This window comes from Ruegeria sp. AO1 (genome assembly GCF_056535985.1).
Genome location: NZ_JBQFJC010000001.1, coordinates 1,800,244 through 1,824,936 on the forward strand (window position 1 = coordinate 1,800,244; position 24,693 = coordinate 1,824,936).

22 protein-coding genes and 1 other RNA gene are annotated in these 24,693 nt (G+C 57.9%); 15 read left to right on the forward strand and 8 right to left on the reverse strand.

What is annotated here, in order from left to right; translation table 11 throughout:
- The first annotated feature begins 76 nt into the window (after positions 1–76).
- The 9 genes from ACR3FB_RS08885 (at position 77) to ACR3FB_RS08925 (ending at position 6,988) form a co-directional block, all read left to right on the forward strand.
- The gene (locus ACR3FB_RS08885) at positions 77–808 is read left to right on the forward strand and encodes a FadR/GntR family transcriptional regulator (protein WP_480564540.1); all 732 of its coding nucleotides are present in this window, start codon (positions 77–79) and stop codon (positions 806–808) included.
- 127 nt (positions 809–935) lie between these two features.
- Positions 936–2,336, forward strand: a complete 1,401-nt coding sequence (locus ACR3FB_RS08890) for a selenium-binding protein SBP56-related protein (protein WP_480564537.1) — start codon at positions 936–938, stop codon at positions 2,334–2,336.
- Positions 2,337–2,349: 13 nt separating this feature from the next.
- Entirely contained in the window at positions 2,350–3,000 is a 651-nt protein-coding gene (locus ACR3FB_RS08895) for a hypothetical protein (RefSeq protein WP_170373782.1), read from the forward strand.
- Positions 3,001–3,075: 75 nt separating this feature from the next.
- On the forward strand, positions 3,076–3,726 hold the full coding sequence (locus tag ACR3FB_RS08900) for a TenA family protein (protein WP_480564534.1): 651 nt from the start codon (positions 3,076–3,078) through the stop codon (positions 3,724–3,726).
- Between the two features lie 18 nt (positions 3,727–3,744).
- Complete coding sequence (locus ACR3FB_RS08905) at positions 3,745–4,107, forward strand: DUF4345 family protein (RefSeq protein ID WP_170638655.1); 363 nt, start codon at positions 3,745–3,747, stop codon at positions 4,105–4,107.
- A 25-nt stretch (positions 4,108–4,132) separates the two neighbouring features.
- Positions 4,133–4,505, forward strand: a transfer-messenger RNA (tmRNA) gene (gene ssrA / locus ACR3FB_RS08910).
- Positions 4,506–4,606: 101 nt separating this feature from the next.
- Positions 4,607–5,038: an ester cyclase gene (locus ACR3FB_RS08915; protein WP_480564531.1), complete on the forward strand. Its 432-nt coding sequence runs from the start codon at positions 4,607–4,609 to the stop codon at positions 5,036–5,038.
- Between the two features lie 161 nt (positions 5,039–5,199).
- Positions 5,200–6,453, forward strand: coding sequence for a chromate efflux transporter (gene chrA / locus ACR3FB_RS08920; protein ID WP_425082837.1), 1,254 nt, complete (start codon positions 5,200–5,202; stop codon positions 6,451–6,453).
- Positions 6,454–6,529: 76 nt separating this feature from the next.
- Positions 6,530–6,988, forward strand: a complete 459-nt coding sequence (locus tag ACR3FB_RS08925; protein ID WP_170466831.1) for an SspB family protein — start codon at positions 6,530–6,532, stop codon at positions 6,986–6,988.
- Between the two features lie 29 nt (positions 6,989–7,017).
- Here ACR3FB_RS08925 and ACR3FB_RS08930 read toward each other — a convergent pair whose 3' ends face one another.
- On the reverse strand, positions 7,018–7,533 hold the full coding sequence (locus ACR3FB_RS08930; RefSeq protein WP_425083199.1) for a hypothetical protein: 516 nt from the start codon (positions 7,531–7,533) through the stop codon (positions 7,018–7,020).
- A gap of 241 nt (positions 7,534–7,774) precedes the next feature.
- Between ACR3FB_RS08930 and fumC the strand changes: the two genes are divergently transcribed.
- From fumC to ACR3FB_RS08950, 4 genes are read left to right on the forward strand one after another with little or no spacing between them, the layout of a single operon-like run.
- Positions 7,775–9,169 (forward strand): class II fumarate hydratase, encoded by a 1,395-nt coding sequence (gene fumC / locus ACR3FB_RS08935; protein ID WP_480564528.1) that lies wholly within the window; start codon positions 7,775–7,777, stop codon positions 9,167–9,169.
- Complete coding sequence (locus ACR3FB_RS08940; protein WP_480564525.1) at positions 9,169–9,345, forward strand: DUF4169 family protein; 177 nt, start codon at positions 9,169–9,171, stop codon at positions 9,343–9,345. The genes fumC and ACR3FB_RS08940 overlap by 1 nt, the downstream gene beginning before the upstream one ends.
- Positions 9,342–9,563 carry a ribbon-helix-helix domain-containing protein gene (locus tag ACR3FB_RS08945; protein ID WP_170466824.1) on the forward strand — a complete coding sequence of 74 codons (222 nt, stop codon included), beginning with the start codon at positions 9,342–9,344 and terminating at the stop codon, positions 9,561–9,563. The genes ACR3FB_RS08940 and ACR3FB_RS08945 overlap by 4 nt, the downstream gene beginning before the upstream one ends.
- 58 nt (positions 9,564–9,621) lie before the next feature.
- Positions 9,622–10,224: a DNA-3-methyladenine glycosylase I gene (locus ACR3FB_RS08950; protein ID WP_480564522.1), complete on the forward strand. Its 603-nt coding sequence runs from the start codon at positions 9,622–9,624 to the stop codon at positions 10,222–10,224.
- Positions 10,225–10,227: 3 nt separating this feature from the next.
- Here the strand turns inward: ACR3FB_RS08950 and ACR3FB_RS08955 are convergent, their stop codons facing one another.
- From ACR3FB_RS08955 to ACR3FB_RS08970, 4 genes are all read right to left on the reverse strand, one after another.
- Positions 10,228–11,109: a fructose bisphosphate aldolase gene (locus ACR3FB_RS08955; RefSeq protein ID WP_480564519.1), complete on the reverse strand. Its 882-nt coding sequence runs from the start codon at positions 11,107–11,109 to the stop codon at positions 10,228–10,230.
- A 73-nt stretch (positions 11,110–11,182) separates the two neighbouring features.
- Entirely contained in the window at positions 11,183–12,532 is a 1,350-nt protein-coding gene (locus tag ACR3FB_RS08960; RefSeq protein WP_480564516.1) for a cytochrome P450, read from the reverse strand.
- Complete coding sequence (locus ACR3FB_RS08965) at positions 12,529–13,731, reverse strand: hypothetical protein (RefSeq protein WP_480564513.1); 1,203 nt, start codon at positions 13,729–13,731, stop codon at positions 12,529–12,531. The genes ACR3FB_RS08960 and ACR3FB_RS08965 overlap by 4 nt, the downstream gene beginning before the upstream one ends.
- Before the next feature lie 55 nt (positions 13,732–13,786).
- Complete coding sequence (locus tag ACR3FB_RS08970) at positions 13,787–14,539, reverse strand: cytochrome c biogenesis protein CcdA (RefSeq protein WP_170458345.1); 753 nt, start codon at positions 14,537–14,539, stop codon at positions 13,787–13,789.
- 105 nt (positions 14,540–14,644) lie between these two features.
- On the opposite strand from ACR3FB_RS08970, the gene ACR3FB_RS08975 reads away from it, so the two are divergent.
- Positions 14,645–14,878 (forward strand): sulfurtransferase TusA family protein, encoded by a 234-nt coding sequence (locus ACR3FB_RS08975; RefSeq protein ID WP_170373795.1) that lies wholly within the window; start codon positions 14,645–14,647, stop codon positions 14,876–14,878.
- A gap of 64 nt (positions 14,879–14,942) precedes the next feature.
- On the opposite strand, the gene ACR3FB_RS08980 is transcribed toward ACR3FB_RS08975, so the two are convergent.
- A complete protein-coding gene (locus ACR3FB_RS08980; protein ID WP_480564509.1) occupies positions 14,943–17,792 on the reverse strand; it encodes an Rne/Rng family ribonuclease in 2,850 nt (949 codons plus the stop codon).
- 645 nt (positions 17,793–18,437) lie between these two features.
- Between ACR3FB_RS08980 and ACR3FB_RS08985 the strand changes: the two genes are divergently transcribed.
- A complete protein-coding gene (locus ACR3FB_RS08985) occupies positions 18,438–19,982 on the forward strand; it encodes a trimethylamine methyltransferase family protein (RefSeq protein WP_480564506.1) in 1,545 nt (514 codons plus the stop codon).
- 50 nt (positions 19,983–20,032) lie between these two features.
- On the opposite strand, the gene ACR3FB_RS08990 is transcribed toward ACR3FB_RS08985, so the two are convergent.
- Together ACR3FB_RS08990 and ACR3FB_RS08995 are read right to left on the reverse strand one after the other, a co-directional pair.
- A complete protein-coding gene (locus ACR3FB_RS08990; protein ID WP_170373797.1) occupies positions 20,033–20,278 on the reverse strand; it encodes an EF-hand domain-containing protein in 246 nt (81 codons plus the stop codon).
- 536 nt (positions 20,279–20,814) lie between these two features.
- Entirely contained in the window at positions 20,815–24,429 is a 3,615-nt protein-coding gene (locus tag ACR3FB_RS08995; protein WP_480564503.1) for a vitamin B12-dependent ribonucleotide reductase, read from the reverse strand.
- Between the last annotated feature and the right edge of the window lie 264 nt (positions 24,430–24,693).

The following is a 24,693-nucleotide window of genomic DNA, read 5'->3' on the forward strand; positions in this document are numbered from 1 at the left end:
CCGACTCAACTCTCTTGCTTTTCAAATGTCAGACTTTTAAATGTCAGACAAATAAAATTTTCAGACCGGCTCTAAAATGAAGATAGACCCCGCCAATCCCGCAGACCTCTCTGCCCAGATCGCACAGGCCATTCGGAACGCGATTGTGTCGGGTGAATTGATCGTGGATGAGCGCCTGCCCTCTGAATCGGAGCTTGCTGATCAGTTCCAGGTGTCGCGACCTACGGTTCGAGAGGCCCTGAAGCGCTTGGCTGCTCAGTCCCTGATCCGCACCCAACGCGGTGCAACCGGCGGGGCCTTTGTGAACCGGATCAGCTTTGAGGACGCCTATTCGCAGCAAATCACCACCTCAACCCTGCTGCTGTCGATGAACGCTGTTAGTTTCGATACGGCATGTGAGGCGCGGTATGCGCTGGAGCGCGCTTGCGCGGCTTTGTCGGCCCAACGTCGCACCGCGGATCAACTGGCTACAATGCGGGCCGAGATCTTTCGTCAGGCTCAGCCGGGCCTGACAGATGAGGCTTTCTGCGCCTCGGACGTCGCCTTTCACCGCGCGCTGGTCGATGGCGCTGACAATCCAGTGCTGTCCTATCAACTGGCGGGTGCGGTCGAGGCCATGCAGCCACTGATGAACATGATCACCTTCACCGCGCGCTCGCGCGAAGAGATCATTGCGCTGCACACCAAGATCGCCGACGCACTTGAAGCGCGAGATGCGCCAACGGTGGACGCGACGCTGATCGAACTTGAAACCTATACGCGCCAACTGGCCCGAGATGTGGCCGAGCGCAAACGTAAAACCGCCTGATATTCAGGCCCGAAATCTGACGCAGACCAACAGGCAGAAAGGAAGCACGAGCAGGCAGGATGTCACCCGGCGTCAAGACCGGAACTCTCAGAATGAATTGAAGATCAATGACTTACGGGAGGATGTTATGAACACAAGACCGGACCCAACCTTTTACCCATCTGCCAAGCTGGCGATGGAGGGCCCCACTGAGACGCTTGCTTTTACGCTGATGCTCAGCCCGGATTTTTCGCAACCTGACGGGCTGGCGGTTGTGAATGTCGATCCAACTTCTGACGACTATGGAAAAATCGTCCATCAGGTCATCATGCCGGAAAAAGGCGATGAGTTTCATCACTTTGGCTGGAACGCCTGCTCTTCGGCTTTGTCGCCCTTGACCGGACATGCGTTTCTGGAACGGCGCTATCTGATCATTCCTGGCATCCGCTCCAGCCGGATCTACGTGATCGACGTTAAGAACCCGCTTGAGGCCAAGATCCACAAGATCATCGAACCCGAAGAAGTCTTTGCAAAGACCGGATATTCTCGCCCTCACACCATCCATTGCGGGCCCGAGGGCATCTATGTCAGCACCCTGGGCGGCGGCGGAGAGGACGGGACCGACGGCCCTCCGGGTATCTTTATCATGGATTGTGAAAGCTTCGAGATCATCGGACGGTATGAGATCGAACGCGGCGTGCAGGACAAACACTATGATTTCTGGTGGAACTTGCCCCGCGACTACATGGTCAGTTCCGAATGGGGTCTGCCGCCACAGTTCGAGAACGGAATCGTGGCCGAGGATCTGCTGTCCAACAAATATGGTCACAGCATCCATTTCTGGAACCTGCGCAGCCGTACCAATATCCAAACCATTGATCTGGGCGAAAACCACCAGATGGCGTTGGAGATCCGGCCTGCGCATGATCCGGTCAAACAGTATGGGTTCTGCGGCGTCGTTGTGGACACAACCAACCTGCAAGGCGCGATCTTCACATGGTGGCGAAACGACGACGGCACGTTTGAGGCCAAGAAGACAATTACCATCGACCCGCAACCGGCTGACCCGGATGACCTGCCGGACTTGCTGAAAGGCTTCTCAGCCGTTCCACCGCTGGTGACGGATATCGATCTGAGCCTCGACGACAAGTACCTCTATGTCGCCTGCTGGGGCACCGGAGAGATGCACCAATATGACGTCTCGGACCCGATGAACCCGACACTGGCAGGCAAGGTTGAAATTGGCGGGATCGTCAAAAAGACCAAACACCCGAACGGTCAGGACTTTGGCTATGGCCCGCAGATGGTCGAAATCAGCCGCGATGGGAAGCGGGTTTACTGGACCAACTCGCTCTATTCCACATGGGACGACCAATTCTATCCTGGCGAACGTGGTGCAGCGATGGTCAAGGCGGATGTCGGTGAGAACGGCGGCCTGACTTTGGATCCCGAGTTCTGGGTCGAATTCCCCGAAGGCTATCGCAGCCACCAGATCCGGCTGGAGGGCGGAGACTGTTCGACCGACAGTTTCTGCTACCCCTCGGTCTGAGTTGGAGTTCCTGATGACATCAACGGCTGGCCTCTGGCTGGCCGTTGTTCTCAGCGGTGCCTATCACGGGCTGAATCCCGGTATGGGCTGGCCGCTTGCTGTCTCTTCCGCCTTAATGGAGCAACGCCAATCCGCCCTCTGGCGCGCGTTGGCGGCCCTTGCGGGCGGTCATTTCCTGGCGATGCTGGGTGTCTTGTTGCCGTTTGCGATGATGGCCGTGTTGATCGACTACCAACGCGAAATCCGCATCGGGGCCGCGCTGATCGTGATTGCGATGGGGCTGTATATTGCTGTCACACGCAACCACCCTCGGTTTTTGTCGCGCGTGCCGCCCAGCAAACTCGCACTGTGGTCCTTTTTGGTCGCGCTGGCACATGGCGCGGCTTTGATGCTGGTTCCGATCTATCTGGGCCTATGCAACTTGGATGAGCTGGACGCCGGGCATCAGGCCATCTCTCAAATCATGACAACAAACACCCTGCTGGTTCTGGCCGTGGCCGCGCTGCATACGGCGGCTATGATCCTAGGAGGCGGTCTTCTGGCCTATGGCGTCTATCGCTGGCTTGGGCTGCAATTCCTCTCACGCACCTGGTTCAACCTTGAACTCATCTGGGCACTCAGCCTGATTTTGGTCGGCGTACTAGGGCTTTGGTCCGCAATCTAGTCGCCGCACGACAACCTTGCACATGTTCTGAAAAACCGCTTTGTCCTGCTTTGAAAGAAGTTAGGAGTTTTCGAAGTGTCCCAGAACACGCGCCCCACGGAAATGCTGCGCCAAGGCAAGGCTGCCGACTGGCAGGCAGCTACAACCCATGCTTTCACGCGCGAGCTGTCAGACGGCACCCTGCCCGAGGACAAGATGCGCTGGTATCTGCAACAGGACTATCAGTTCGTCGACGGCTTCGTCCGCCTACTGGCCAGCGCCATCGCACACGCGCCCACCTTGGCCGACAGCGTTCTGGCCGCGCAATTTCTAGCGGTGATTACCGGTCCTGAAAACACCTACTTCCTGCGCTCACTCGAGGCTCTGGGCACACAACCCAGCACCGACGCTGCCCCCGCCACCAAGGCGTTTCAGGACCTGATGGCGGAGGCTGCGGCTACGGGCCGGTATGAGAACATGCTTGCAGTGCTGGTTGTCGCCGAATGGGTCTATCTCAGCTGGGCCAGCCCGGAAAATCCGCCGAAACCCGATTTACCCTTCTGGTTCGCGGAATGGATCACGCTACATGCCGGGGAAGGCTTTGAAAGTGTGGTCGAGTATCTGCGCGGGCAACTTGACAAAACCTGGCCCACCTTGACGCCAGAGGCGCAAGCCGAGGTCGCAAGGCTGTTCCACAGGGCGGTCGAGCTGGAAAAAGACTTCTTTGACGCCGCCTACGCGGTGTAACCGGATAAAGGCACGATCATGGTACATATCCTCAACGTCATCGCAGCTCTGCTGACCATCGGCTTTGGCCTGTTCGGCTTTCTCGCACCTTTGCACACCGCGACGGCGCTGGATCTGGCCCCGACGAACAGCAACATGGGTCTGAGCGAGATGCGCGCCTCGGTCGGAGGGTTGTTCGTTGTCACGGGCATCGCCGTGATCTGGCTAAACCACCCAATGGCATACGCCATGCTGGGCGTAGCCTATGCCGGGGCGGCTTTGGGGCGGTTCGTGTCGGTGCTGCTGGACAATCCACCACTTGCTAAGGCCATGATTTTCGGGGGAATTGAGCTGGTCTTGGCCGTCTGGCTGATCGCCGCAAACCTGAACCGCACCCCGTGATTTACAGTGCCCTGCGGGCATTTCCGGGTTTGCATCCCGAAATCTCCTCACCTATATAAGGTCTGTCCTTCGGGACTATGGACATAAACGCGCTCGTAATAAGCGGATCGGACCCGGGGGCGGTACCCGGCGGCTCCACCATATACCTTCTGGGGGCATCCTTCGTTTGAGGATCACTTTCAGGATCGGGGGGCCGAAATAGGATCGACGAACGTCTAAAGGGGTTAGCTTTGTCTCGGCTGTCTGCCACCGTTATCGGCGAAACTAGTACAATTGCAAACGACAATCGTGCTCCGGTTGCAGTTGCTGCGTAAGCAGTAACAAGACCGAAACTTAAGCCCTTGCGCCTAGCCGCGTAAGGCGGGGTTCGCAGGTACCTGGCAACAGAAACCTGCATTTCCCCCCACCTTATGTCTGCATTTATTTTTATTTCGGCTCAGATTCAGAGTTTTTTCATCCCTTTTGTCCAGAGTCCTCTCAGACAGACAGGAGGGCCGGGATGACCCACTCAGATATCTTGAAAGCTTGGTATGCCGAAGTTTGGGAACAAGGGAATACCGATGTGATTGATCAATATTTTGCACCGGAAACCATGGCTGAGGGGCTAATCCCTGAAATGCAGGTTGGGGCCGATGATTTTCGCGATCTGGTGATGGCCTTCCGGCATATTCTGGGTGAAATCTCGGTGGAGCTGCCAAAGATCATCGAAAACGGGGATTGGGTGTCCGCCATTCTACATGTCAAAACCTTCCGCGCTGACAATGATGCCCCGCTGGAGGTGACCGGCCAGGTCATGGCCCGCTTCAAAGGCAAAAAGATGGTCGAGGCCTACAACCAGTTCGATTTCATATCGTTCTTTGAACAGCTTGGGCAATTTCCGCAGGATACCCTTCCCGTCTGCATGACCGGTCATCGACTGGATTGGTTCTGAACACCCAAGCCGCCTTGACCCCCAAGTTTCAGACGCGATAGCTAAGGCCATACGTGCTGCGCGCATTCAGCGCGCGGACGTTATTGCAGGGAAATGGGTCATGCTTCGTGATCGACAAAGCCAGCTGTCCGAGCGCATTTTGACCGTCGGGCTGGCGTGACATGGCGCCTTCAGTACGCGACCTTGTTCTGGTCTTCGGCAGAATTGGTCTTTTGTCCTTCGGCGGCCCTGCAGCGCAGATATCCTTGATGCATCAGGAGTTGGTAGACCGTCGCGCTTGGTTGTCTGAGGAAACTTATTTGCGCGCCTTGTCTCTATGCATGTTGCTGCCGGGGCCAGAGGCGATGCAGCTGGCCACTTATGCGGGTTGGCGTCTTCGGGGCGTGACCGGAGGGTTGATTGCTGGCACCCTGTTTGTTCTACCGGGGGCAATAGTCATCTCTGCGCTGGTTCTGCTCTATGCGAGCTTCGGCACCCTGCCCCTTGTGCAAGCCGGTTTTCTGGGGATCAAGGCCACGGTCATCGTGATCGTCCTTCAAGCGCTTCTGAAGTTGTCACGAAAGGCATTAACCGACACGGAACACCGCCTCATCGCGGGGATCGGGTTCCTGGGTATCTTCCTGTTCAACCTGCCCTTTCCACTGATCATTCTGGCCGCCGCGCTATGGGGCTATGTGTCTTTCAAAGGACCCGTTGCGCGGCAAGACACCTCCTCACGCGCAAGTTTTTCCGGCACTCTACGCACGGTTGCCATTTGGGTGCCGCTCTGGCTCGGACCATTGGTCCTCCTGTCCCTGTCCGGTCATCAATTGCTCAGCGACTTGGGATGGTTCTTCGCCCGTCTGGCCGTGGTGACCTTTGGCGGGGCCTACGCTGTTTTGGCCTACATGACACAGACAGTGGTCGATCAATATCAATGGATCAGCACCGGCCAGATGATCGACGCGCTGGGCCTTGCGGAAACCACCCCCGGGCCGTTGATTCTGGTCACGCAATTCGTCGCGATGCTGACTGGACAAATCAACGGAGGGGTCTCGCTTGCCTTCGCCGCAGGTGCGGTTGCGCTATGGGCGACGTTCGTTCCGTGTTTCCTTTGGATCTTTCTGGCCGCTCCGTACTTGGACAAACTGGCGACCCGCCCTCGGCTCTCTGCCGCTTTGCATGGCATAACGGCAGCCGTCGTAGGTGTGATTCTCAACCTTTCCGTGTGGTTCGCCTTGAACGTTCTATTCGGTGCGCTCACGCAATACAGTTGGGGGCCTGTCTCGATACCTCTGCCTGGGTGGGACTCGCTAAACCTCACTGCGGTTGCGCTCACTATCGCCGCTGGGGTATTGATTTTTCGGGCAAAATTAGGGATGGCAACGGTTCTGGCACTGATGTCCGTCACTGGCATCGCTATCCAGCTATTATGATCAATCCGGCGATACCCGCCCTTTCGTTTCCAGCTAAAACGCCTATGCTGGAAGTAACCACTTTCGAGGATGACACATGTCGCAAGACATCGACTATGGAAACCTGATGCACACCGCCATGCGCGGGCTGATCAAAACCGTTCTGACCGGTGTCTCTGAAACCGGGCTACCAGGCGCGCACCATTTCTTCATCACGTTCGATACAAGAGAAGACGGCGTCGACATCGCAGACTGGCTGCGTGACCGCTATCCCGAAGAGATGACGATCGTGATGCAACATTGGTTCGAAAACCTTGAGGTCGGCGAAAACGGCTTTGCGATTACGTTGAACTTCGGCGATGCGCCGGAACCGCTCTACATCCCTTACACGGCCATCAAAACGTTCGTGGATCCGTCCGTCGAATTCGGCCTGCGCTTTGAAGGACCCGAGGATGACGACGCGGAAGAGGAGTTCGTAGAAGAGACAATCGAGGTTGAAGAACCCGAGGTTCATCACGACGCCGACGTCGTCTCATTGGACAGCTTCCGCAAGTAGTCCATCAAACCCCGTGCTCTTCGCGGGGTTTATTGTTTTTGCAAAAAGGTCTCGACCGCGCGGGATTTGTCTCCGTTGATGAAGCGCGAGAACGACAGATTCAGCCCGCCCTCGGCCAGGGTTCGATCATATTGCTGCAACTCGTAGCCGCCCTGCGCATCAATAAACAGGGAAAACACGGTCATCGTGTCCCCTTCAATCCGGCCCCAGACAAAGGGTTCTCCTTTCATTGGGTCCAGAGGCACCTCATGGCCGAACACATTCCGTTGCATGGCTGCCGAAAACACATCGGGCCGGTCCGAGGGCACAAAGTCGACCGAGAATTTCTGTTGCTTGACCCGCCCGTCCAGCTTGTAGGTCGTTGTGGTCCAGCTGACATTGAACCCGTGGCGGGTCTCATGGATCGAAACGCTCATATCCCGAGGCGTTGCAGTTCCATCTACGTCGACAACATTGGCGGATCCGGTGTAGTCCCCGACGAAGGGCGTGATACTGGATGCGTTTGCCAGCGTGCCCAGCAGGACCAGCCCCATGGCCAACAGCATGGTTTTCAACGGAATCATCCGAGCTGAGATTGGCATTTCATCCTCCACGATGGCCACACATATATTGTAGCTCAGCGGCAGGCGCGCACAATGGGGCTTGCGCGCGCGATTGGAACAATTTCACCCGCCTTGCGCCTATACCTTGGGTTTTGTTGAGTTTAAGCTGCGCGCAACTGGCCAATTGCGTTGCGGCGCTGCCTTGGCTAAACGGCATACAACTGCATACCAGACGGAGTACCCGATGTCTCAGACCCGCACCGAATCCGACAGCTTTGGCCCGCTCGAGGTTCCCGCTGACAAGTACTGGGGGGCGCAGACGCAGCGCTCGATTATGAACTTCCCCATCGGTTGGGAGAAGCAGCCCGTGGCCATCGTGCGCGCTCTGGGCGTGATCAAAAAAGCCTGCGCGATGGAGAACAAAGCGACCGGCAAGCTGGACGCCAAGATCGCCGACGCAATCATTCAGGCCGCTGGCGAGGTGATCGAGGGCAAGTTCGACGACAACTTCCCTCTGGTCGTATGGCAGACCGGCTCGGGCACGCAGTCCAACATGAACTCGAATGAAGTGATCGCAAACCGCGCGATCGAGATTCTGGGCGGCGTGATCGGCTCAAAAGACCCGGTTCATCCAAATGATCACTGCAACATGGGCCAATCGTCGAACGACACTTTCCCCACCGCCATGCATATCGCAACTGCGGTCAGCGTGCGCGACGTGCTGCTACCAGGCCTGACCAAATTCGCGGAAACGCTTGAGAAAAAGGCGGCTGAATTCGCGGGTATCATCAAGATCGGCCGCACTCATACGCAGGATGCGACTCCCCTGACGCTGGAGCAGGAATTCGGAGCCTACGCCCATCAGATCCGTCAGGGCATTACCCGTGTTGAGGCTGCAATGCCCGGTATCTACGAACTGGCGCAGGGTGGCACCGCCGTTGGAACCGGGTTGAACACCCATGGTGGATGGGACGAAGCCGTCGCCGCCAACATGGCTGAAATCACTGACCTGCCCTTTGTAACCGCTCCAAACAAATTTGAAGCCCTAGCCGCGCATGACGCCATGGTCTTCTTGTCGGGTGCATTGGCGACCATCGCCGGGTCTTGCTACAAGATTGCTAACGACATTCGCCTGCTAGGCTCAGGTCCTCGCTCGGGTCTAGGAGAGCTGATTCTACCAGAAAACGAGCCAGGGTCTTCCATTATGCCTGGTAAAGTGAACCCGACACAGGCCGAAGCCCTCACTCAGGTGGCCGCACATGTCATGGGCAATGATGCTGCGATAAAGTTTGCGGGCTCTCAGGGTCATTTCCAGCTGAATGTCTATAACCCGATGATGTCTTACAACCTTCTGCAGTCGATCCAACTGCTGGGCGATGCCACCGACAGCTTTACCGAACGGATGCTGTCGGGCATTCAAGCCAACGAACCGCGCATCGACAAGCTGATGAAGGAATCGCTGATGCTGGTGACCGCTCTGGCCCCAACCATCGGCTATGACAACGCCACTACGGTTGCCAAAACGGCGCACAAAAACGGTACTACCCTCAAGGAAGAGGCCATCGCACTGGGCTTTGTCGATGAAGAGACCTTCGACGCCGTTGTGCGCCCCGAACAGATGATCGGCCCGAAAGACTGATGGGTAAGCCGGTCAACTTGAACCGGTATCGGAAGGAAAAAGCGCGGGCCGAAAAAAAGGCCCGCGCGGATCAAAATGCGGTCGCCTTCGGGCGCAGCAAGGCCGAAAAACAGGTCGTGAAGCTGCAAAAAGAAAAGCAGAACCGCGATCTGGACAATCACGAGCTGGATGAATGAGCGGCCCGCCGGTCAAACGCTCTCTGACCCTCAAGGGGCACCGGACGTCAGTCTCGCTTGAAGATGAATTCTGGCGTGCGTTCCGCGACATCGCCGAAGAAAAACAACAACCCATCAACGCGTTGGCGGCAGATATTGATGTTGCACGCGACCCTGAAACAGGGTTGGCATCGGCCATTCGTGTTTTTGTTCTGAACTGGTACCGCGACAAGCTTTGACGCTTGTCAGAGCCTCAGCTTTGAGTGTAGGCTGGATGAGAACAAAATAGGTACATTTATGAGTAAAACCGTTTTGGGTCCTGATGGCCTCGCCCGATGCGCCTGGTGTCAAGCGGCGCCTGAGTTCTTCGACTATCACGACACAGAATGGGGATACCCGGTGTCCGATGATCGACGATTGTTCGAAAAACTGTGTCTTGAGAGTTTTCAGTCCGGCCTCAGCTGGCGCACGATCCTGAACAAGCGCGAGAATTTTCGACAAGCCTTTTACGACTTTGATTTCAACAAGATGGCCGAGTTTTCTGAGGCAGATATCGAACGCCTTCTTCAAGATGCAGGTATCATCCGCCATCGCGGCAAGATCGAAGCCGTGATCAACAACGCCCGTCGTGCGCAGGAGTTGGTGGCGCAGGAAGGTTCCCTCGCGGCCTATGTCTGGCGGTATGAACCGACCTCACCGCCAGAGCCACAGACCGCCAGCACCTCGACCGAGTCGGTCGCGATGTCGAAAGACCTTAAGAAGCGGGGATGGAAGTTTGTCGGCCCCACCACCGTTTTTGCCTTCATGCAGGCGATGGGGCTGATCAATGATCACGCGATAGGCTGCGTCAGCCGGGAAAAAGCGGCACAGATGCGCCGCGATTTCGTCAAACCGGTTTAGGCGTCACGCGGACGCTTTGAAGATCTTGTCGATATTGCTGCCGAGGGCGGCGTTGAATTCCGCATCCGATTGCTGTTTCGAAAGCCCCTCTGTCAGCGCGCGCGAAAAAGACGCGATCATCTTGCCGTTTTGCCCCAGCAGATCGCAGGCCTGCTCGGTCGAGTAACCACCTGACAGGGCCACGACACGCAGAACACGCGGGTGATCGGCCAATTCGTCAAAGAGGTTCGCGACGCTTGGGATGGTCAGTTTCAGCATGACCTCATGCCCCTCGGCCAGTTGGTCGAGGTTTCTCAGAATTTCGGCTTTTAGAATATCTTCGGCCTCGGCCTTGGTTTCCGAGTTGATGTTCACCTCGGGCTCGACAATCGGCACCATGCCAGCGTCGGTCACAACGCGGGCCACGTCGAATTGCTGGGCAACAACGGCGGCGATGCCTTCCGCGTTGGCTTCATGAATGACCGAGCGTTCCTTGGTGCCAAACACGCCTTCCGTTTGGGCCAGTGTCTCGGCCAGCCCCGGGATCGGCTTCATCATCTGCACACCGTTCGAAGTGTCTTCCAGACCCTTGTCGATCTTCAGGAACGGCACGATCCCTTTGACGGACCATAGGTAATCGGCGACCTTGCGACCTTCGATCTCTTCGCCAAGGGTGCGTTCGAACAGGATCGCGCCGATCACTTTGTCCTTGGTGAAGTCATCCGCCAGGATGATCCGCGCGCGCATGTTCTGGATTTCGCCGAACATCTCCTCTTCCGAGGCGTATTGCGCGGCATCCACACCGTAGAGTGCCAGAGCTTTCGGGGTTGATCCGCCGCTTTGATCCAGTGCTGCAATAAAGCCTGCTCCATCTGACATCTGCGCGCGCTGTTCTGCTTTGGACATAGTATTTTCCCGTTCAAGACTGATTCCGATTTCCTTCACCGCATACAGCACAGTTATGGGTGATGGTAGTTTGTTAGCGCTCAACCACGCGCAACCATATGCCATCCCGCGATCTGACCGTCAGATGAGCCACCGGAACGGGCGTTTTGTCCGGGATTGTTTCGAATCTGAAATGGCGCAGCAATGTGGACAGGATCAAAGGTCCCTCCACCATCGCAAACCCGGCCCCGGGACAGACGCGAGGGCCTGTCGAGAATGGAATATAGGCCTCACGCTGACAGGTTTTGCCGTTTTCCGTACCCCAACGAATGGGATCGAAGTCATCCGGGTTGTCCCACAGCCGCTCTTGCCGATGCAGATGCCAGGGGCTGATCACGATCTGCGACCCTTTTGGAATGTCTCTGTTGCGAAACCTCTCGGGGCAACTGGCCTGCCGGACCATCATCGGCACTGGCGGATAGAGCCTGAGGGCCTCACGGAACACGTCGCGGCTGAGTTTCAGCTTGGACATCACCGCGAAAGAACGATCGTCAAGTGCTTCAGCTTCCTTCGCTAGTCTCTCCTGCCACTCGGGGTAAAGCGCCATCAGGTAGAGCGTCCACGCCAAAGCCGAGGCGCTGGTTTCGTGTCCGGCCAGAAAGAAAATCGCAACCTGATCGACCATCTCCTCCGGCTCAAAACACTTGCCGGTTTCCAGGTCAGGTGTCGTCATGATCTTGGTTGCCAGATCATCGGGCGCGCGATGCGCAGCAATCGCCGCAGCCCGATCTTTCGTCAGATTGGCAATCAGGGAACGAATCTCTTGCGCGGTCTTACGAGTCTTTCGCGAATGAAATCGGGGCAACCAGCGCGGGAGCGGCACAAAAGCGGCCAGGTTCAACAAGGGCTGCTCGCGCTGATACGCTCGGAACCTATCAAATACCTGTGCGGCGATGTCGTGTTCGATAGGCACGGAAAACAGAGTTCGGAAAATCACGTCAGCGGCGGCATGGCTGGTGACCTGTTCGCACTCGACTTGCGTTCCCACCAAAGGTCGCAGCCGATCCACACAAGCATCAGCGGCCGCGAGCATGGCGGGGAACGTATCCTTCAGACGTCCGCCCTCAAAAGCGGGGTCAATGATACGGCGCTGGTGCTTCCATGTCGCACCGTTGGTCAGAAACACAGAATCCCCCAGCAACGGCCGCAGACCTTCGCTGATGCGGCTGGATTTCGGAAACTCATCCGGGCGTTTCTTGAGGACCTCATTCACCAAATCCGGCTGATTGATCATGTAGGACCGGAAGAAAGGCGTGCGAAACTCGGCCATCCACGCGCGGTAGAGGCGCTGAGGCTGCGCCGACAACAGGTCCTGCCGGAACAATTTCAGATAGCGCCAAAGAGAGACTCGATCCGGACGAGATTGCGGCTTGGGCGGCTTCATCGGCTCGTATCCGTGTATTTGGAAACAGGCGTCTCGATCCGGCTGTTCGACGGTGCGCGGTCTTTGAACCGTTCTGCCAATGTCAGAGGTCCCGCAGTGATGCGGAAATAGTCATAGGTTCCCGGTTGGTCAAAAGCGCAGAGGTATTGAAAGTGCAGCCGAAAGAACTTCCACCGCAGGGTTTTCCACCGCTCTGGTGACAGCGTCTGGGTGAAGGCGGCGGACAGGACCAGAGGCCATTTCTTGTCGGGACCCGCGACTCCGCTAACGGCGACCGGATCACATAGGGCGAAAGAACAGCCATCCCCCGGTGCTGAGACATCCACCCATGTCAAAGTCGCTTGCGTAGACAGGAATTGAAGGTCCGACCTGAGTTTCTGTGCCTTGGGCAGGAACGAGACCATCGGCACCACTTGCCCGAGTGTCAGAAACGACAGTGCTGGCCGCCTCAAATCTGACGCCTGTCTGCGCAGAACATCCGCCAGAACCGAAACGCCAAGGTGTGCGCCCGAGCTATGGCCGACGACCAGAACCTCATCCACATCCGTCTTTAGCGCGGCCTCGATCAAATCCGCGAACCCGTCAAGACGGTGCCGGAGCTTGTCCGGAATCTCCCCCTGAAATTGCGCCGAGTATGCGTAATCATGCATCAGGTAATAAGCAAAAAGGCGATTGTCGATTTTACGGAACCAGCTCAGCAAGCCATAGGCCAAAGCCAAACCCGGAAGCAGCCCCCACCATCCCGCCAGAGTGACCGCTAGGAACACGACGAAAACGGCGGCGAGAAGTTGCAGCAGCAGCATCCCCACCGGATAAAGCGCTGCAATCACCGGGCCCTTCCTGAGTTGCCGCAGCCTCCTCAATGTTCCTGTTGAGATATAGGTCCACGCCGTCTTACCAAGCTGCCCGTAGGTCGCCAGAATCGAGCCCGACATGCTGTCCTGCACGATATCGGACCAAACCAGAACCTCGATATCTGTTTGAACCTCAATCCCATCCTGAACGGACGAAACATGCCAGCCAAATGGGCCATTGCCCGTCTTTGGCGCAAGCGTAACCTGATATCCCGAGATCTCAGCCTGCGCCTTCGACTCGGTCCGGTACAGCTCGCGGTAGCGCCGCGCGGGGATCGGGTCGTAGCCGGGAATGTAAAACACATGCCGCCTGCGCAGCTGTGGCTGATTTATCTGACTGCTCATGGCCTTACCTTCTGCTGCGCAGGTTAACGCAGCATTGCGGCCAAGGTAAGGTGGATCAGCCCAGAACCGCCAGTGCCGGGAAGGTTTCCAACAGCCACCAGCTGAATTCGGTAAACAGACCGGTGATCAGCATGATGCCCACGAACAGCAGCAGCCCGCCCATGACCTTCTCGATCGTGCCCATATAGGGTTTGATCCGGTTCATGACGCCCATCGAGCGATTCAGGAACATTGCAGCCAGCAGGAACGGAATGCCCAGACCCGCCGCATAAACACCCAGTAGCAACGTGCCGCGCGCGACCGAGGCCTCGGACGCGGCCAGTGACAGGATTGCACCCAGCTGAGGGCCAATGCACGGCGTCCAGCCAAAGGCAAAAGCGAGCCCCAGAATATAGGCACCAAAGACCGTACCGCCGGAATCACCGGTTTCAACCCGCGCTTCGCGATCAAGCAAAGGGATGCGGAACACGTTCAGAAAGTGCAGACCAAAGACAATCACAACCGCACCCGAGAGCTTGGCGAAAAGCACCTGATTTTTTAGAACAAACGCCCCGAAGGCCGAGGCGGTAAAGCCAAGCAGCAGGAACACGGTCGACAGACCCAAAACGAAGAACAAGGCAGTCAAAGTCGCCTTGCGCCGGGCGCGGGCCTGATCCTGCATTTCGTTGATGCTGACGCCGCTCATATACGCCAGATACGGCGGCACGATGGGCAGCACACAGGGCGACAGAAAGCTGATCAAACCGCCGATCAGGGCGATGAACATAGCAGGCAGCAGACCCGCGTCGATGATATCTATTCCGAACATGTTTCAGCACATATGGTATGGAGGCGGCTTCGTCACGGGGCTATTAAGTCACATCCTCGTGGTTGCGCGCTGGACACTGCGCCTTGGGCGAAATATTTGAGCCTTATGTCTAATCCTACTGAAACCCTCGATGCCCTCGGCCTGTTGTGCCCTTTGCCTGTGTTGAAAGCGCGCAAAAGGTTGAAGTCTTTGCCCGGTGGTGCCGTGTTGCGCGTGCTGGCGGATGATCCTGCGGCGATTGTTGATGTACCGCATTTCTGCTCGGAGAGCGGCCACACCCTGCTGTCGCAAGGGGAAGAGAACGGCCATCAGGTCTATCTGATCCAGAAAGCGGGTTAAGACCTAAGCTGTCAAAACGAAAAAGGCGGGCCTCAAGCCCGCCTTTTCATTTTAGCTTCTCATTTTAGCTTCCGAGCGACCACCAGCCGCGCCGTTTTGGCTTGGGTGGCTCAGCCGGTTTTTCCGGCTCATCCGAAACCGTTTCCAGAACGGGTTCGGCTGGGGCTTCTTCCACCGCAGATGCGGCTTCAGCCTCGGCAACCTCTTCGACCGGAGCGGGCTCCTCAGCCGGTTGAGCGTCGACCGGTTCTTCTGCTTCCACCGCCTCACTAGGTTCTGCCGTTTCGACGGCCTCAGCAGCAGGTTCTTCGGTGTCTTGAGCCGGTTCCGGTGTGGCTTCTGCAACCTCAGCAACGTCCGCCGGACCCTCTTCCGCCTGTTCCGGAGAAGCCTCAGCCTCGGCAATCACATCGGATGCTTCCGCTGGGGCGTCTTCCTTGGCCTCAGCCTCCTGTTCGGAGGCATCCTGCGCTTCGGCTTCCACATCTTTCTTCTTGCGACGCGGCGCACGGCGGCGCTTGGGCTTGGCCGGCTTTTCGTCCTCGTCCGATGCCTCAGGAACGTCTTCCTTCTGGGCTTCGTCCGAGGGAGCGTCGGCAGCCGTGTCCTCAGCCGTTTCCGATGCCTCAGCCTCTTGCTGATCGTTACCGCCCTTCTTGCGGCGACGACGACGACGCTTGCGCTTGGGCTTGGATTCTTCTTCGGCCTGAACCGCCTCTTCTTCGGCCTCTTCCTCTTCGGTTGCGTCAACCAGATCCATCAGTGACGCATCGACGGACACGACCGGAGCGGTCGCTTCGGGCACGATCCGGCTGGCGGTCTTGAACTTCTCAAGCGAGAAATCAGGGCTGACCAGATGCATGTCGCCTTCGACGCGCACGGACAGACCGTAGCGCGCCTCGATCTGGGCGATATGTTCGCGCTTCTGGTTCATCAGGAAGTTGGCAATGCTGACCGGGCAGCGCACCAGAACCTCGCGTGAGCGGCGGCGGGTGCCTTCTTCCTCGATCTGGCGCAGGATCGACAGCGCCATGTTGTCGTCCGAACGGATCAGACCAGTGCCATGACAGGCCGGGCATGGCTGAGTCGTCGCCTCAAGCATACCGGGGCGCAGGCGCTGGCGGCTCATCTCCAACAGGCCAAAGCCCGAGATGCGGCCCACCTGAATGCGCGCGCGGTCGGTTTTCAGCTTGTCCTTGAGGCGCTTTTCGACCGCAGTGTTGTTCTTGCGCTCGTCCATGTCGATGAAGTCGATGACGATCAGACCGGCAAGGTCACGCAGACGCAACTGGCGCGCCACTTCCTCGGCCGCCTCAAGGTTGGTCTTGAGCGCTGTTTCTTCGATCGAGCCTTCCTTGGTCGCCCGGCCCGAGTTCACGTCGATCGCCACCAGCGCCTCAGTCACACCGATCACGATATAGCCACCGGATTTCAGCTGCACGGTCGGGTTGAACATCCCGGCCAGATAGCTTTCCACCTGATAGCGCGCGAACAGAGGCAACGCGTCTTCATACCGTTTCACGTTCTTGGCGTGAGAAGGCATGATCATCTTCATGAAGTCCTTGGCGATGCGGTAACCGCCCTCGCCTTCGACCAGAACCTCGTCGATATCACGGTTATAGAGGTCACGGATCGACCGTTTGATCAGGTCGCCTTCCTCATAGATTTTTGCGGGCGCGATGGACTTCAGCGTCAGCTCGCGAATTTGCTCCCACATGCGCTGCAGGTATTCATAGTCGCGCTTGATCTCGGATTTCGTGCGTTTGGCCCCTGCGGTCCGGATGATCAGGCCCGCGCCGGTTGGCACGTCGATCTCGGCTGCGATTTCCTTCAGCTTCTTGCGGTCGGGCGCATTGGTGATCTTGCGGCTGATGCCGCCGCCACGTGCGGTATTGGGCATCAGGACGCAGTAGCGACCGGCCAGCGACAGATAGGTGGTCAGCGCGGCACCCTTGTTGCCCCGCTCTTCCTTGACGACCTGCACCAGCAGAACCTGGCGCACTTTAATCACTTCCTGGATCTTGTAGCGACGCGGGCGCGGCTTGCGCGGAGGACGGATATCCTCGCTGTCGTCCTCATCGGCGACCGACTCAATCGAATCATCCTTGGCGGTCGCATCAGGTTTTTTCTCTTCGTCGTTCGAGTCGTCGCCTTCGGCAGGCTCGGCCTCAGGGGTTTCTGCCTCAGCCTCCGCCTCCGCGGTTTCCTCAGAGTCAGCATCGGCTTCTTCCGATTCAGCTGCCGCTTCTGGCTGGTCTTCCGCCTCGGTTTCCGCCTGCTCATCCGAGGTCGCCTCGACGGTCTCGACTTCAACGGCCTCAACCTCAGCAGTCTCTTCCTCGGCAGCCGGGGCGTCAGTGGCCTCAGACGCTTCATCCTCAGAGGGTTCTTCCACCGGTGTCTCGGCAACCGTCTCCATCGGAGAGGTCCCCTCGGGCACTGTCAGATCATCGTTCTCTTCGCTGTCGTCGAGATCAATGGTCTCCATACCCGTCGGCTCGGACGAGACATCCAATGTCTCGACCGGGTCGTTCGACTTGACGTCTGCTGCCTTGCTGCGCGACCGCGAGCGGCGTTTTTTGGGCTTGGCTTCCTCGGCCTCATCACGCGCCTTCATCGCCTCGGCATAGGCGCGCTCTTCCTCCATCAGCGCCTCACGGTCGGCGACGGGGATCTGATAATAGTCGGGGTGAATTTCAGAAAACGCCAGGAAACCATGGCGATTGCCGCCATAGTCCACGAACGCCGCCTGCAGAGACGGTTCGACGCGGGTAACTTTTGCTAGATAGATATTGCCAGCGAGCTGGCGTTTGTTTTCGGATTCAAAATCGAACTCCTCGACCTTGTTTCCGTCAACCACCACAACCCGAGTTTCCTCGGCGTGGGTGGCATCGATAAGCATTTTCTTAGCCATGTGTCCTTGATGCACCGCGCCAAACGCGTTGTCCTGACCCATCCAGGCGGACAGGCACTTTTGGGGAGGTGTCTTGTACGGGCGATATCAGACGGCGCGCGGCAGGGTCTGGCGCTGTGGCCCCCTGCCCGGTCTCTCAAACGTTGCGCGCGCGTCATCGCGGTTCTTCTCCGACAAGCGCGATCTTGGTCGCCGCCTGCCCATTTATTCCTTTCGCCCGGAATTTTCCGGGCTCAGGCACTCCATTGCCCCGATCGGGGCACAATCGGTCTGCCATGCCGTGAAAGATGGATCATCACATGCGGCACAGCAGCGAAACTCAAAAAAGCGGGACTTATGGGCGTCAAAATCGCCATGCCCGTTCGGACACAATAAAAGCAGTCCTGTGGAAAAGACAATGGGCAAACGTCACGCGACCGAGAAAGCAACATAATTGACAGCGAGGTCGCAAACAGAACAGACTTAAATCTACCGCTGCTCAGGATGGGGCTGCAAGTCCGAGGAACTGAATGCACAACGAAGTTTGGAAAATACGTCTGATCAGCCGCACGATTGGCGCGGATCGTGGGCGTGCCGCGCGGGGACGCCCAGCACAGGTCTGATTTTGATCGCAATCTCAATCACCTGAATAATCGGATACCCACAATGAACGAACAAACTCGCAGCTCTGCAAGAACTGGCGGACGCGCAGCGCGTCGTGCCGCCCGTGCCGCAGCCCTGCCCGACCACCTGCGCCCGGTCCGCCCGGGGATGGAGGGCGGCACCTACAAGCCTCTGACCCAAGCGCAGATGGAGCGTATTCACGAAGCGGCGCTTCAGGCTCTGGAAACCATCGGGCTGGCGGACGCTCCGCAAAGCGGGATCGACTATCTGGTGGGCGCTGGGTGCAGTCTTGGTGAAGACGGGCGCATTCGTTTCCCTCGGGCATTGGTCGAAGACACCATCGCCAAAGCAAACCGCTCGGTCACTTTGTATAGTCGAAACGGCAAGACCGATCTGGAGCTGAGTGGGACGAAGGTTCATTACGGCACGGCAGGTGCCGCGGTCAGCATGGTCGACGTGGATGGGCGAAACTACCGCGACTCGACCGTACAGGACCTGCACGATGCCTCTCGCATCTGCGAGCAGCTAGACAATATCCACTTCGTTCAGCGCCCCATGGTGTGTCGTGACATCGCCGACAACCTCGAGATGGACCTGAACACGATCTACGCGGCATGCGCGGGTACTTTCAAACATATCGGCACCTCCTTTACCGAACCCAGCCACGTCGCCCCGGCGATGGAGATGATCCACATGATCGCCGGCGGTGAGGATAAATGGCGCGAACGTCCTTTCATCTCGAACTCGAACTGCTTTGTTGTGCCGCCCATGAAATTCGCAACCGAAAGCTGCGAGGTCATGGAAGCGGTGATCAAAGCTGGGATGCCGGTCCTGTTGCTGTCGGCTGGCATGGCCGGAGCAACTGCACCGTCGACGATCGCAGGGGCAATCACTCAAGCGACCGCGGAATGCCTGGCCGGTCTGGTCTACGTAAACGCCGTGGTGCCCGGCGCGCCTGCCGTGTTTGGCACTTGGCCCTTCGGTCTGGACCTCCGCACTGGGGCGATGTCCGTGGGATCGGGCGAACAGGCGCTGCTCAGCGCGGGATGCGCCCAGATGCATAATTTCTACAACCTTCCGGGTGGAACCGCTGCCGGAGCGTCGGATTCGAAACTGCCCGACATGCAGGCCGGATGGGAGCAGATGTGTTCAAACGTCATGACCGGCTTATCCGGCGCCAATATGATCTACGAGGCTGCCGGTATGCACGCGTCCCTTCTCGGGTTCTGCCTTGAGAGCCTGATCCTGGGCGATGACCTGATCGGACAGGCACAACGCTGCGTGCGTGGAATTGAGGTGTCGGACGAAACCCTGGCGCTGGATCAAATCGCCGAGGTGTGTATGGGCGGGCCCGGCCACTATCTCGGCACGGATGCAACGCTCAGCCGGATGCAGGCGGACTATGTGTACCCGACATTCGGCGACCGCACCTCACCCAAGGAATGGGCCGAATTGGACAAGCCTGACCTGATCGAAAAAGCCGTCGCGCGGAAAAACGAAATCCTATCCAGCCCGTCTGCAGCGAATTTCGACCCTCTGCTGGACGCGGAAATTCGCGCCAAGTTCAACATTCACTTGCCACTGTAAGAAATTGAAAAGCGGCCCGATATTACTCGGGCCGCTGTCTAATTCAGCAATCAGCCGTTGCTTGGGGGCAGCAGACCGGCTTCTTGCGCAATGGCGATTTCATCCGCATCCAATGCGCCATCCCCATTTGCATCCATGGCCGAGAACGTATCGGCGTTAACCTCGGGCACGACGGCTTGAACCTCTTCGATGGTCAACACGCCATCTCCATTTGCGTCGGCTGCCGATTGTGCAGTGGCCAGAGTGGGCATTGCGAGTGCTACAGCCGCGAGAGCGGTCAGATATTTCGGTGTCATAAGTTTGCCTCCTGAGTGAATATTTGGATTTTGCGTCCGGACGAGCGCAAGAAACCTCAGGACCGAGCCACCGTCACCCGTATAGCGAGATCGAGGCCACTTCGCGCCAATCTCCGCGTGTTTGGCCGAGTCGCCTCTGCGGCTTGTTGCCGGGCAAAAATCCCCCATCGCGCCTCGGCAGAACTTGCCCGACGGTTTTGAGGTGATCTGGCAAAACTCAGCTTAGCGGCCGGTCGTTGGACAAAAAGAAAGGGGGCCGAAGCCCCCTGTCAGTTTCGCCTTCCAGGCTCATTTCGTTGACCGCCCGGTATTTTTTTGCCTGCGGCCTGGACTGCGCATGGGGCGAGCGCACCCGCCCCGTGAAAGAGTGGGAGGGAGCAATATTCCGCCCCACCCTGTTCCCGGCCAACACGGGCATGTCGGCCGAGTGGAACATGGCTTTGATGGTAAGTCTCAGCGCCACGCTCCGTATTCGTCGGGGCCGGTACATAAGGCAGCGACCGACCCCTGCACCCCGGGTTGCCAGGGCGCTAAACTCAGCTACACCCGCTTGTCGCGCCGCAGGTGTTGCACTTCATGCAGGTGCCGTTGCGCACCAGCGTGTAGTTTCCGCATTCGCCGCAGGGGTCCCCTTCATAGCCCTGCATTTTGGCTTTGGTCCGTGCGTCCATGCCGGTCGCTACGGCCGTTTCCGCCGACGCTTCAAACGCGGCTGCCGGTTCGGACATACCGTTGAGCTCCGCCTGCGGGTTGAACATCGCCAGATCCTGCGGCAAGCGTTTCCGCAGATAGCCTGTCGAACTGATTTGCTTCAGCACTTCCAAGGACTTGGACGCCGCAGTGTCACTGATCTCGGAAACGTTCGAAACGCCTTCTTCCTCCCCGCGACCCAGATCATCGAAGCTCGCGCCTTCGGGTTTCACATGGGCCAGATCGGTGCGATCCAGATAGGACACGGCCAGTTCACGGAAGATGTAGTCAAGGATCGACGTCGCGTTCTTGATCGAGTCGTTGCCCTGCACCATCCCGGCCGGTTCGAACTTGGTGAACGTAAAGGCGTCGACGAATTCCTCCAGCGGTACACCGTATTGCAGGCCGACCGACACTGCGATAGCAAAGTTGTTCATCATCGCCCGGAAGCCAGCGCCTTCCTTGTGCATGTCGATGAAGATCTCACCCAGCTTGCCGTCTTCGAACTCACCAGTCCGCAGATAGACCTTATGGCCGCCCACGATCGCCTTCTGGGTATAACCCTTGCGGCGATGCGGCAGTTTCTCACGATGGCTGCGGATCATTTCCTTGACCACAACCTTCTCGATCACCTTCTCGGCCAGAACGACAGCTTTTTCCTGCGTCGATCCGCTTTCCAGAACTTCTGCCGCTTCGTCGTCATCCTCGACCAGCGCCGCCGCCAGAGGCTGCGACAGTTTCGAGCCGTCGCGGTACAGCGCGTTGGCCTTCACACCCAGCGACCAGCTGAGTTCGTATGCCTTCTGACAATCCTCAATGGTCGCGTCATTCGGCATGTTGATCGTCTTCGAGATCGCGCCCGAGATAAAGCTCTGCGCAGCCGCCATCATGGTGATATGGCTATCAACCCCAAGGAAACGCTTACCTTTCTTACCGCACGGGTTGGCGCAGTCGAAGATCGAATAGTGCTCTTCCTTCAGATGCGGCGCGCCTTCCAGCGTCATGGTCCCGCAGACGTGGTCGTTCGCTGCGTCGATATCCGCCTTGGTAAAGCCCAGATGGCGCAGCAGATCGAAGGTCGGGTCATTCAGCTTGGTCGCCGGGATGCCCAACACGCCGGTGCAGAAATCCTCACCTAGAGTCCACTGGTTGAAGACGAACCGGATGTCGAAGGCGCTTTCCAGCGCCGCATCCACCTTGGCCAGTTCATTCGGACCAAAGCCGTGACCGGTCAGCGATGTGTGGTTGATACCCGGCGCGTTGCCGATGGTGCCGTGACCGACGGCATAGCCCACGATCTCTTCGATCTGAGACGAGGAATAGCCCAGCTTCTCAAGCGCCGAAGGCACCGAGCGGTTGATGATCTTGAAGTAGCCGCCACCGGCCAGTTTCTTGAATTTCACCAGCGCAAAGTCCGGCTCAATTCCCGTTGTGTCGCAATCCATCACCAGACCGATGGTGCCGGTTGGTGCGATCACAGTCGCCTGCGCATTACGGTAACCGTTCTTCTCACCAAGGCTCAACGCTTCATCCCAAGCCGACATGGCCAGATCGACCAGACGCTTGTCCGGGCAGTTACCGTGATCCAGAGGTACCGGCTTCACGGCCAGTTTCTCATATCCATTAGCCACACCCTGCGCAGCACGGCGGTGGTTACGTATGACGCGCAGCATGTGGTCCGCGTTGCGCTCATAGCCCTTGAACGGCCCAAGCTCTCCGGCGATCTCAGCCGAGGTCGCATAGGCCACGCCCGTCATGATCGCGGTCAGCGCGCCACAGATGGCCCGGCCCTCGTCAGAGTCATAGCTGTAGCCCATGTTCATCAGCAGCCCGCCGATATTGGCATAACCCAGACCCAAGGTACGGAAATCATAGGAGAGTTTCGCAATTTCCTTCGACGGGAACTGCGCCATGGTCACAGAGATTTCCAGCGTCAGGGTCCACAGGCGCGCCGCATGCATGTAGTCGACAGCCTGAAACTCACCATCCTGCAGGAATGTCAGCAGGTTCATCGACGCGAGGTTACACGCCGTGTCGTCAAGGAACATGTATTCCGAGCACGGGTTCGAACCGCGAATCTCACCGTCTTCGGGACATGTGTGCCACTCGTTGACCGTATCATGGAACTGGATGCCCGGATCGGCGCAGGCCCATGCTGCGTGGCCGACCTTTTCCCACAGATCGCGTGCCTTGACGGTCTTGGCGACGTTGCCGTCGGTGCGGTTGATCAACTCCCAATCGGCGTCTTTCTCAACAGCGGTCAGAAACGCGTTGGTCACGCGGATCGAGTTATTCGAGTTCTGACCCGAGACCGAGCTATAGGCCTCCGAATCCCAGTCCGTGTCGTAGGTGGGGAACTCGATGCTGTCGTGTCCCTGCCGCGCATAGTCCAACACGCGCTTGATATAAGTCTCGGGGATCGCGACCTTTTTCGCCTCGCGCACCGCTTTCTTCAAGCTGTCATTCTTGTTGGGATCATACGCATCGCCCTGCGCGCCGTCCCAGCTGCGGATGGCCTCGAAAATGCCGTTCAGCATCTTCTCGTGCATCTTCGATCCGGCAACGATCGAGGCCACCTTCTGCTCTTCGATCACCTTCCATTCGATGAATTGCTCGATGTCCGGGTGATCCGCATCGACGATTACCATCTTTGCTGCTCGACGAGTTGTCCCGCCTGATTTGATCGCGCCAGCGGCGCGGTCGCCGATCTTGAGAAAACCCATGAGGCCCGAGGACTTGCCACCACCCGACAGCGCTTCGCCCTCTGCACGCAGGTGGCTGAAGTTGGTGCCGGTGCCCGAGCCATATTTGAACAGGCGCGCCTCGCGCACCCACAGATCCATGATGCCGCCTTCGTTCACCAGATCATCATCGACGGACTGGATGAAGCACGCATGCGGCTGCGGATGCTCATATGCGGATTTCGATTTGGTCAGTTTGCCGGTTTTGTAGTCGACATAGTGGTGCCCCTGCGCCGGGCCGTCGATGCCATAGGCCCAGTGCAGACCCGTGTTGAACCATTGCGGCGAGTTCGGCGCGGCGCGTTGAGTCGCCAGCATGTAGCGCATTTCGTCAAAGTAAGCGCGCGCGTCTTCCTCGGTTGAGAAATAACCGCCTTTCCAACCCCAATAGGCCCAAGCGCCTGCCAAACGGTCAAACACCTGTTTCGAAGATGTCTCACCTTCGAACTCGGCATCGTCAGTCGGGACCGAGCGCCACAGGAACTCAGGTACATCCTTTTCTTTGACCTTCTTCAGCTTGCTGGGAACGCCCGCCTTACGGAAGTATTTCTGTGCGATGACATCACTGGCCACCTGGCTCCAACTTGAGGGGACCTGGATATTGTCCAGACGAAAAACAATTGTGCCGTCAGGGTTTCGGATCTCGGACGTTGCCGAGACGAAATCGAGGTCCGCATACGCATCCTGCCCTGATTTGGTAAATTTTCTTTCAATCTTCATGTCCGCCGCCTTTTAATGTCCGTCAACCCTCGCTGCGGCTTGGGAAATGCAAAGCCACCAGCAATGCCGAACCTGACAGACGCAAAGGACCACCCGCTGCCCGTATGAGCGCGATACCGCCGCTGCGGTTGCACAAATGTACTCGTGTGCGTTCCGTCCCTGCCCTGCGCCCTCCCCGGCTTTCATACCAGATGTAGTGGCGTCATATTCGGCCCATACAATCTGGCGTATCTTTGCATATCAGGTCAACGACCTTTTTAAGTC

What these genes read in the sequence shown, in the direction of transcription:
- ACR3FB_RS08885 (WP_480564540.1), top strand. Translation starts at nt 77, where the DNA reads ATGAAGATAGACCCCGCCAATCCCGCAGACCTCTCTGCCCAGATCGCA.
- ACR3FB_RS08890 (WP_480564537.1), top strand. Translation starts at nt 936, where the DNA reads ATGAACACAAGACCGGACCCAACCTTTTACCCATCTGCCAAGCTGGCG.
- ACR3FB_RS08895 (WP_170373782.1), top strand. Translation starts at nt 2,350, where the DNA reads ATGACATCAACGGCTGGCCTCTGGCTGGCCGTTGTTCTCAGCGGTGCC.
- ACR3FB_RS08905 (WP_170638655.1), top strand. Translation starts at nt 3,745, where the DNA reads ATGGTACATATCCTCAACGTCATCGCAGCTCTGCTGACCATCGGCTTT.
- ACR3FB_RS08915 (WP_480564531.1), top strand. Translation starts at nt 4,607, where the DNA reads ATGACCCACTCAGATATCTTGAAAGCTTGGTATGCCGAAGTTTGGGAA.
- chrA (WP_425082837.1), top strand. Translation starts at nt 5,200, where the DNA reads ATGGCGCCTTCAGTACGCGACCTTGTTCTGGTCTTCGGCAGAATTGGT.
- ACR3FB_RS08925 (WP_170466831.1), top strand. Translation starts at nt 6,530, where the DNA reads ATGTCGCAAGACATCGACTATGGAAACCTGATGCACACCGCCATGCGC.
- ACR3FB_RS08930 (WP_425083199.1), bottom strand. Translation starts at nt 7,533, where the DNA reads ATGCTGTTGGCCATGGGGCTGGTCCTGCTGGGCACGCTGGCAAACGCA.
- fumC (WP_480564528.1), top strand. Translation starts at nt 7,775, where the DNA reads ATGTCTCAGACCCGCACCGAATCCGACAGCTTTGGCCCGCTCGAGGTT.
- ACR3FB_RS08940 (WP_480564525.1), top strand. Translation starts at nt 9,169, where the DNA reads ATGGGTAAGCCGGTCAACTTGAACCGGTATCGGAAGGAAAAAGCGCGG.
- ACR3FB_RS08945 (WP_170466824.1), top strand. Translation starts at nt 9,342, where the DNA reads ATGAGCGGCCCGCCGGTCAAACGCTCTCTGACCCTCAAGGGGCACCGG.
- ACR3FB_RS08950 (WP_480564522.1), top strand. Translation starts at nt 9,622, where the DNA reads ATGAGTAAAACCGTTTTGGGTCCTGATGGCCTCGCCCGATGCGCCTGG.
- ACR3FB_RS08955 (WP_480564519.1), bottom strand. Translation starts at nt 11,109, where the DNA reads ATGTCCAAAGCAGAACAGCGCGCGCAGATGTCAGATGGAGCAGGCTTT.
- ACR3FB_RS08960 (WP_480564516.1), bottom strand. Translation starts at nt 12,532, where the DNA reads ATGAAGCCGCCCAAGCCGCAATCTCGTCCGGATCGAGTCTCTCTTTGG.
- ACR3FB_RS08965 (WP_480564513.1), bottom strand. Translation starts at nt 13,731, where the DNA reads ATGAGCAGTCAGATAAATCAGCCACAGCTGCGCAGGCGGCATGTGTTT.
- ACR3FB_RS08970 (WP_170458345.1), bottom strand. Translation starts at nt 14,539, where the DNA reads ATGTTCGGAATAGATATCATCGACGCGGGTCTGCTGCCTGCTATGTTC.
- ACR3FB_RS08975 (WP_170373795.1), top strand. Translation starts at nt 14,645, where the DNA reads ATGTCTAATCCTACTGAAACCCTCGATGCCCTCGGCCTGTTGTGCCCT.
- ACR3FB_RS08980 (WP_480564509.1), bottom strand. Translation starts at nt 17,792, where the DNA reads ATGGCTAAGAAAATGCTTATCGATGCCACCCACGCCGAGGAAACTCGG.
- ACR3FB_RS08985 (WP_480564506.1), top strand. Translation starts at nt 18,438, where the DNA reads ATGAACGAACAAACTCGCAGCTCTGCAAGAACTGGCGGACGCGCAGCG.
- ACR3FB_RS08990 (WP_170373797.1), bottom strand. Translation starts at nt 20,278, where the DNA reads ATGACACCGAAATATCTGACCGCTCTCGCGGCTGTAGCACTCGCAATG.
- ACR3FB_RS08995 (WP_480564503.1), bottom strand. Translation starts at nt 24,429, where the DNA reads ATGAAGATTGAAAGAAAATTTACCAAATCAGGGCAGGATGCGTATGCG.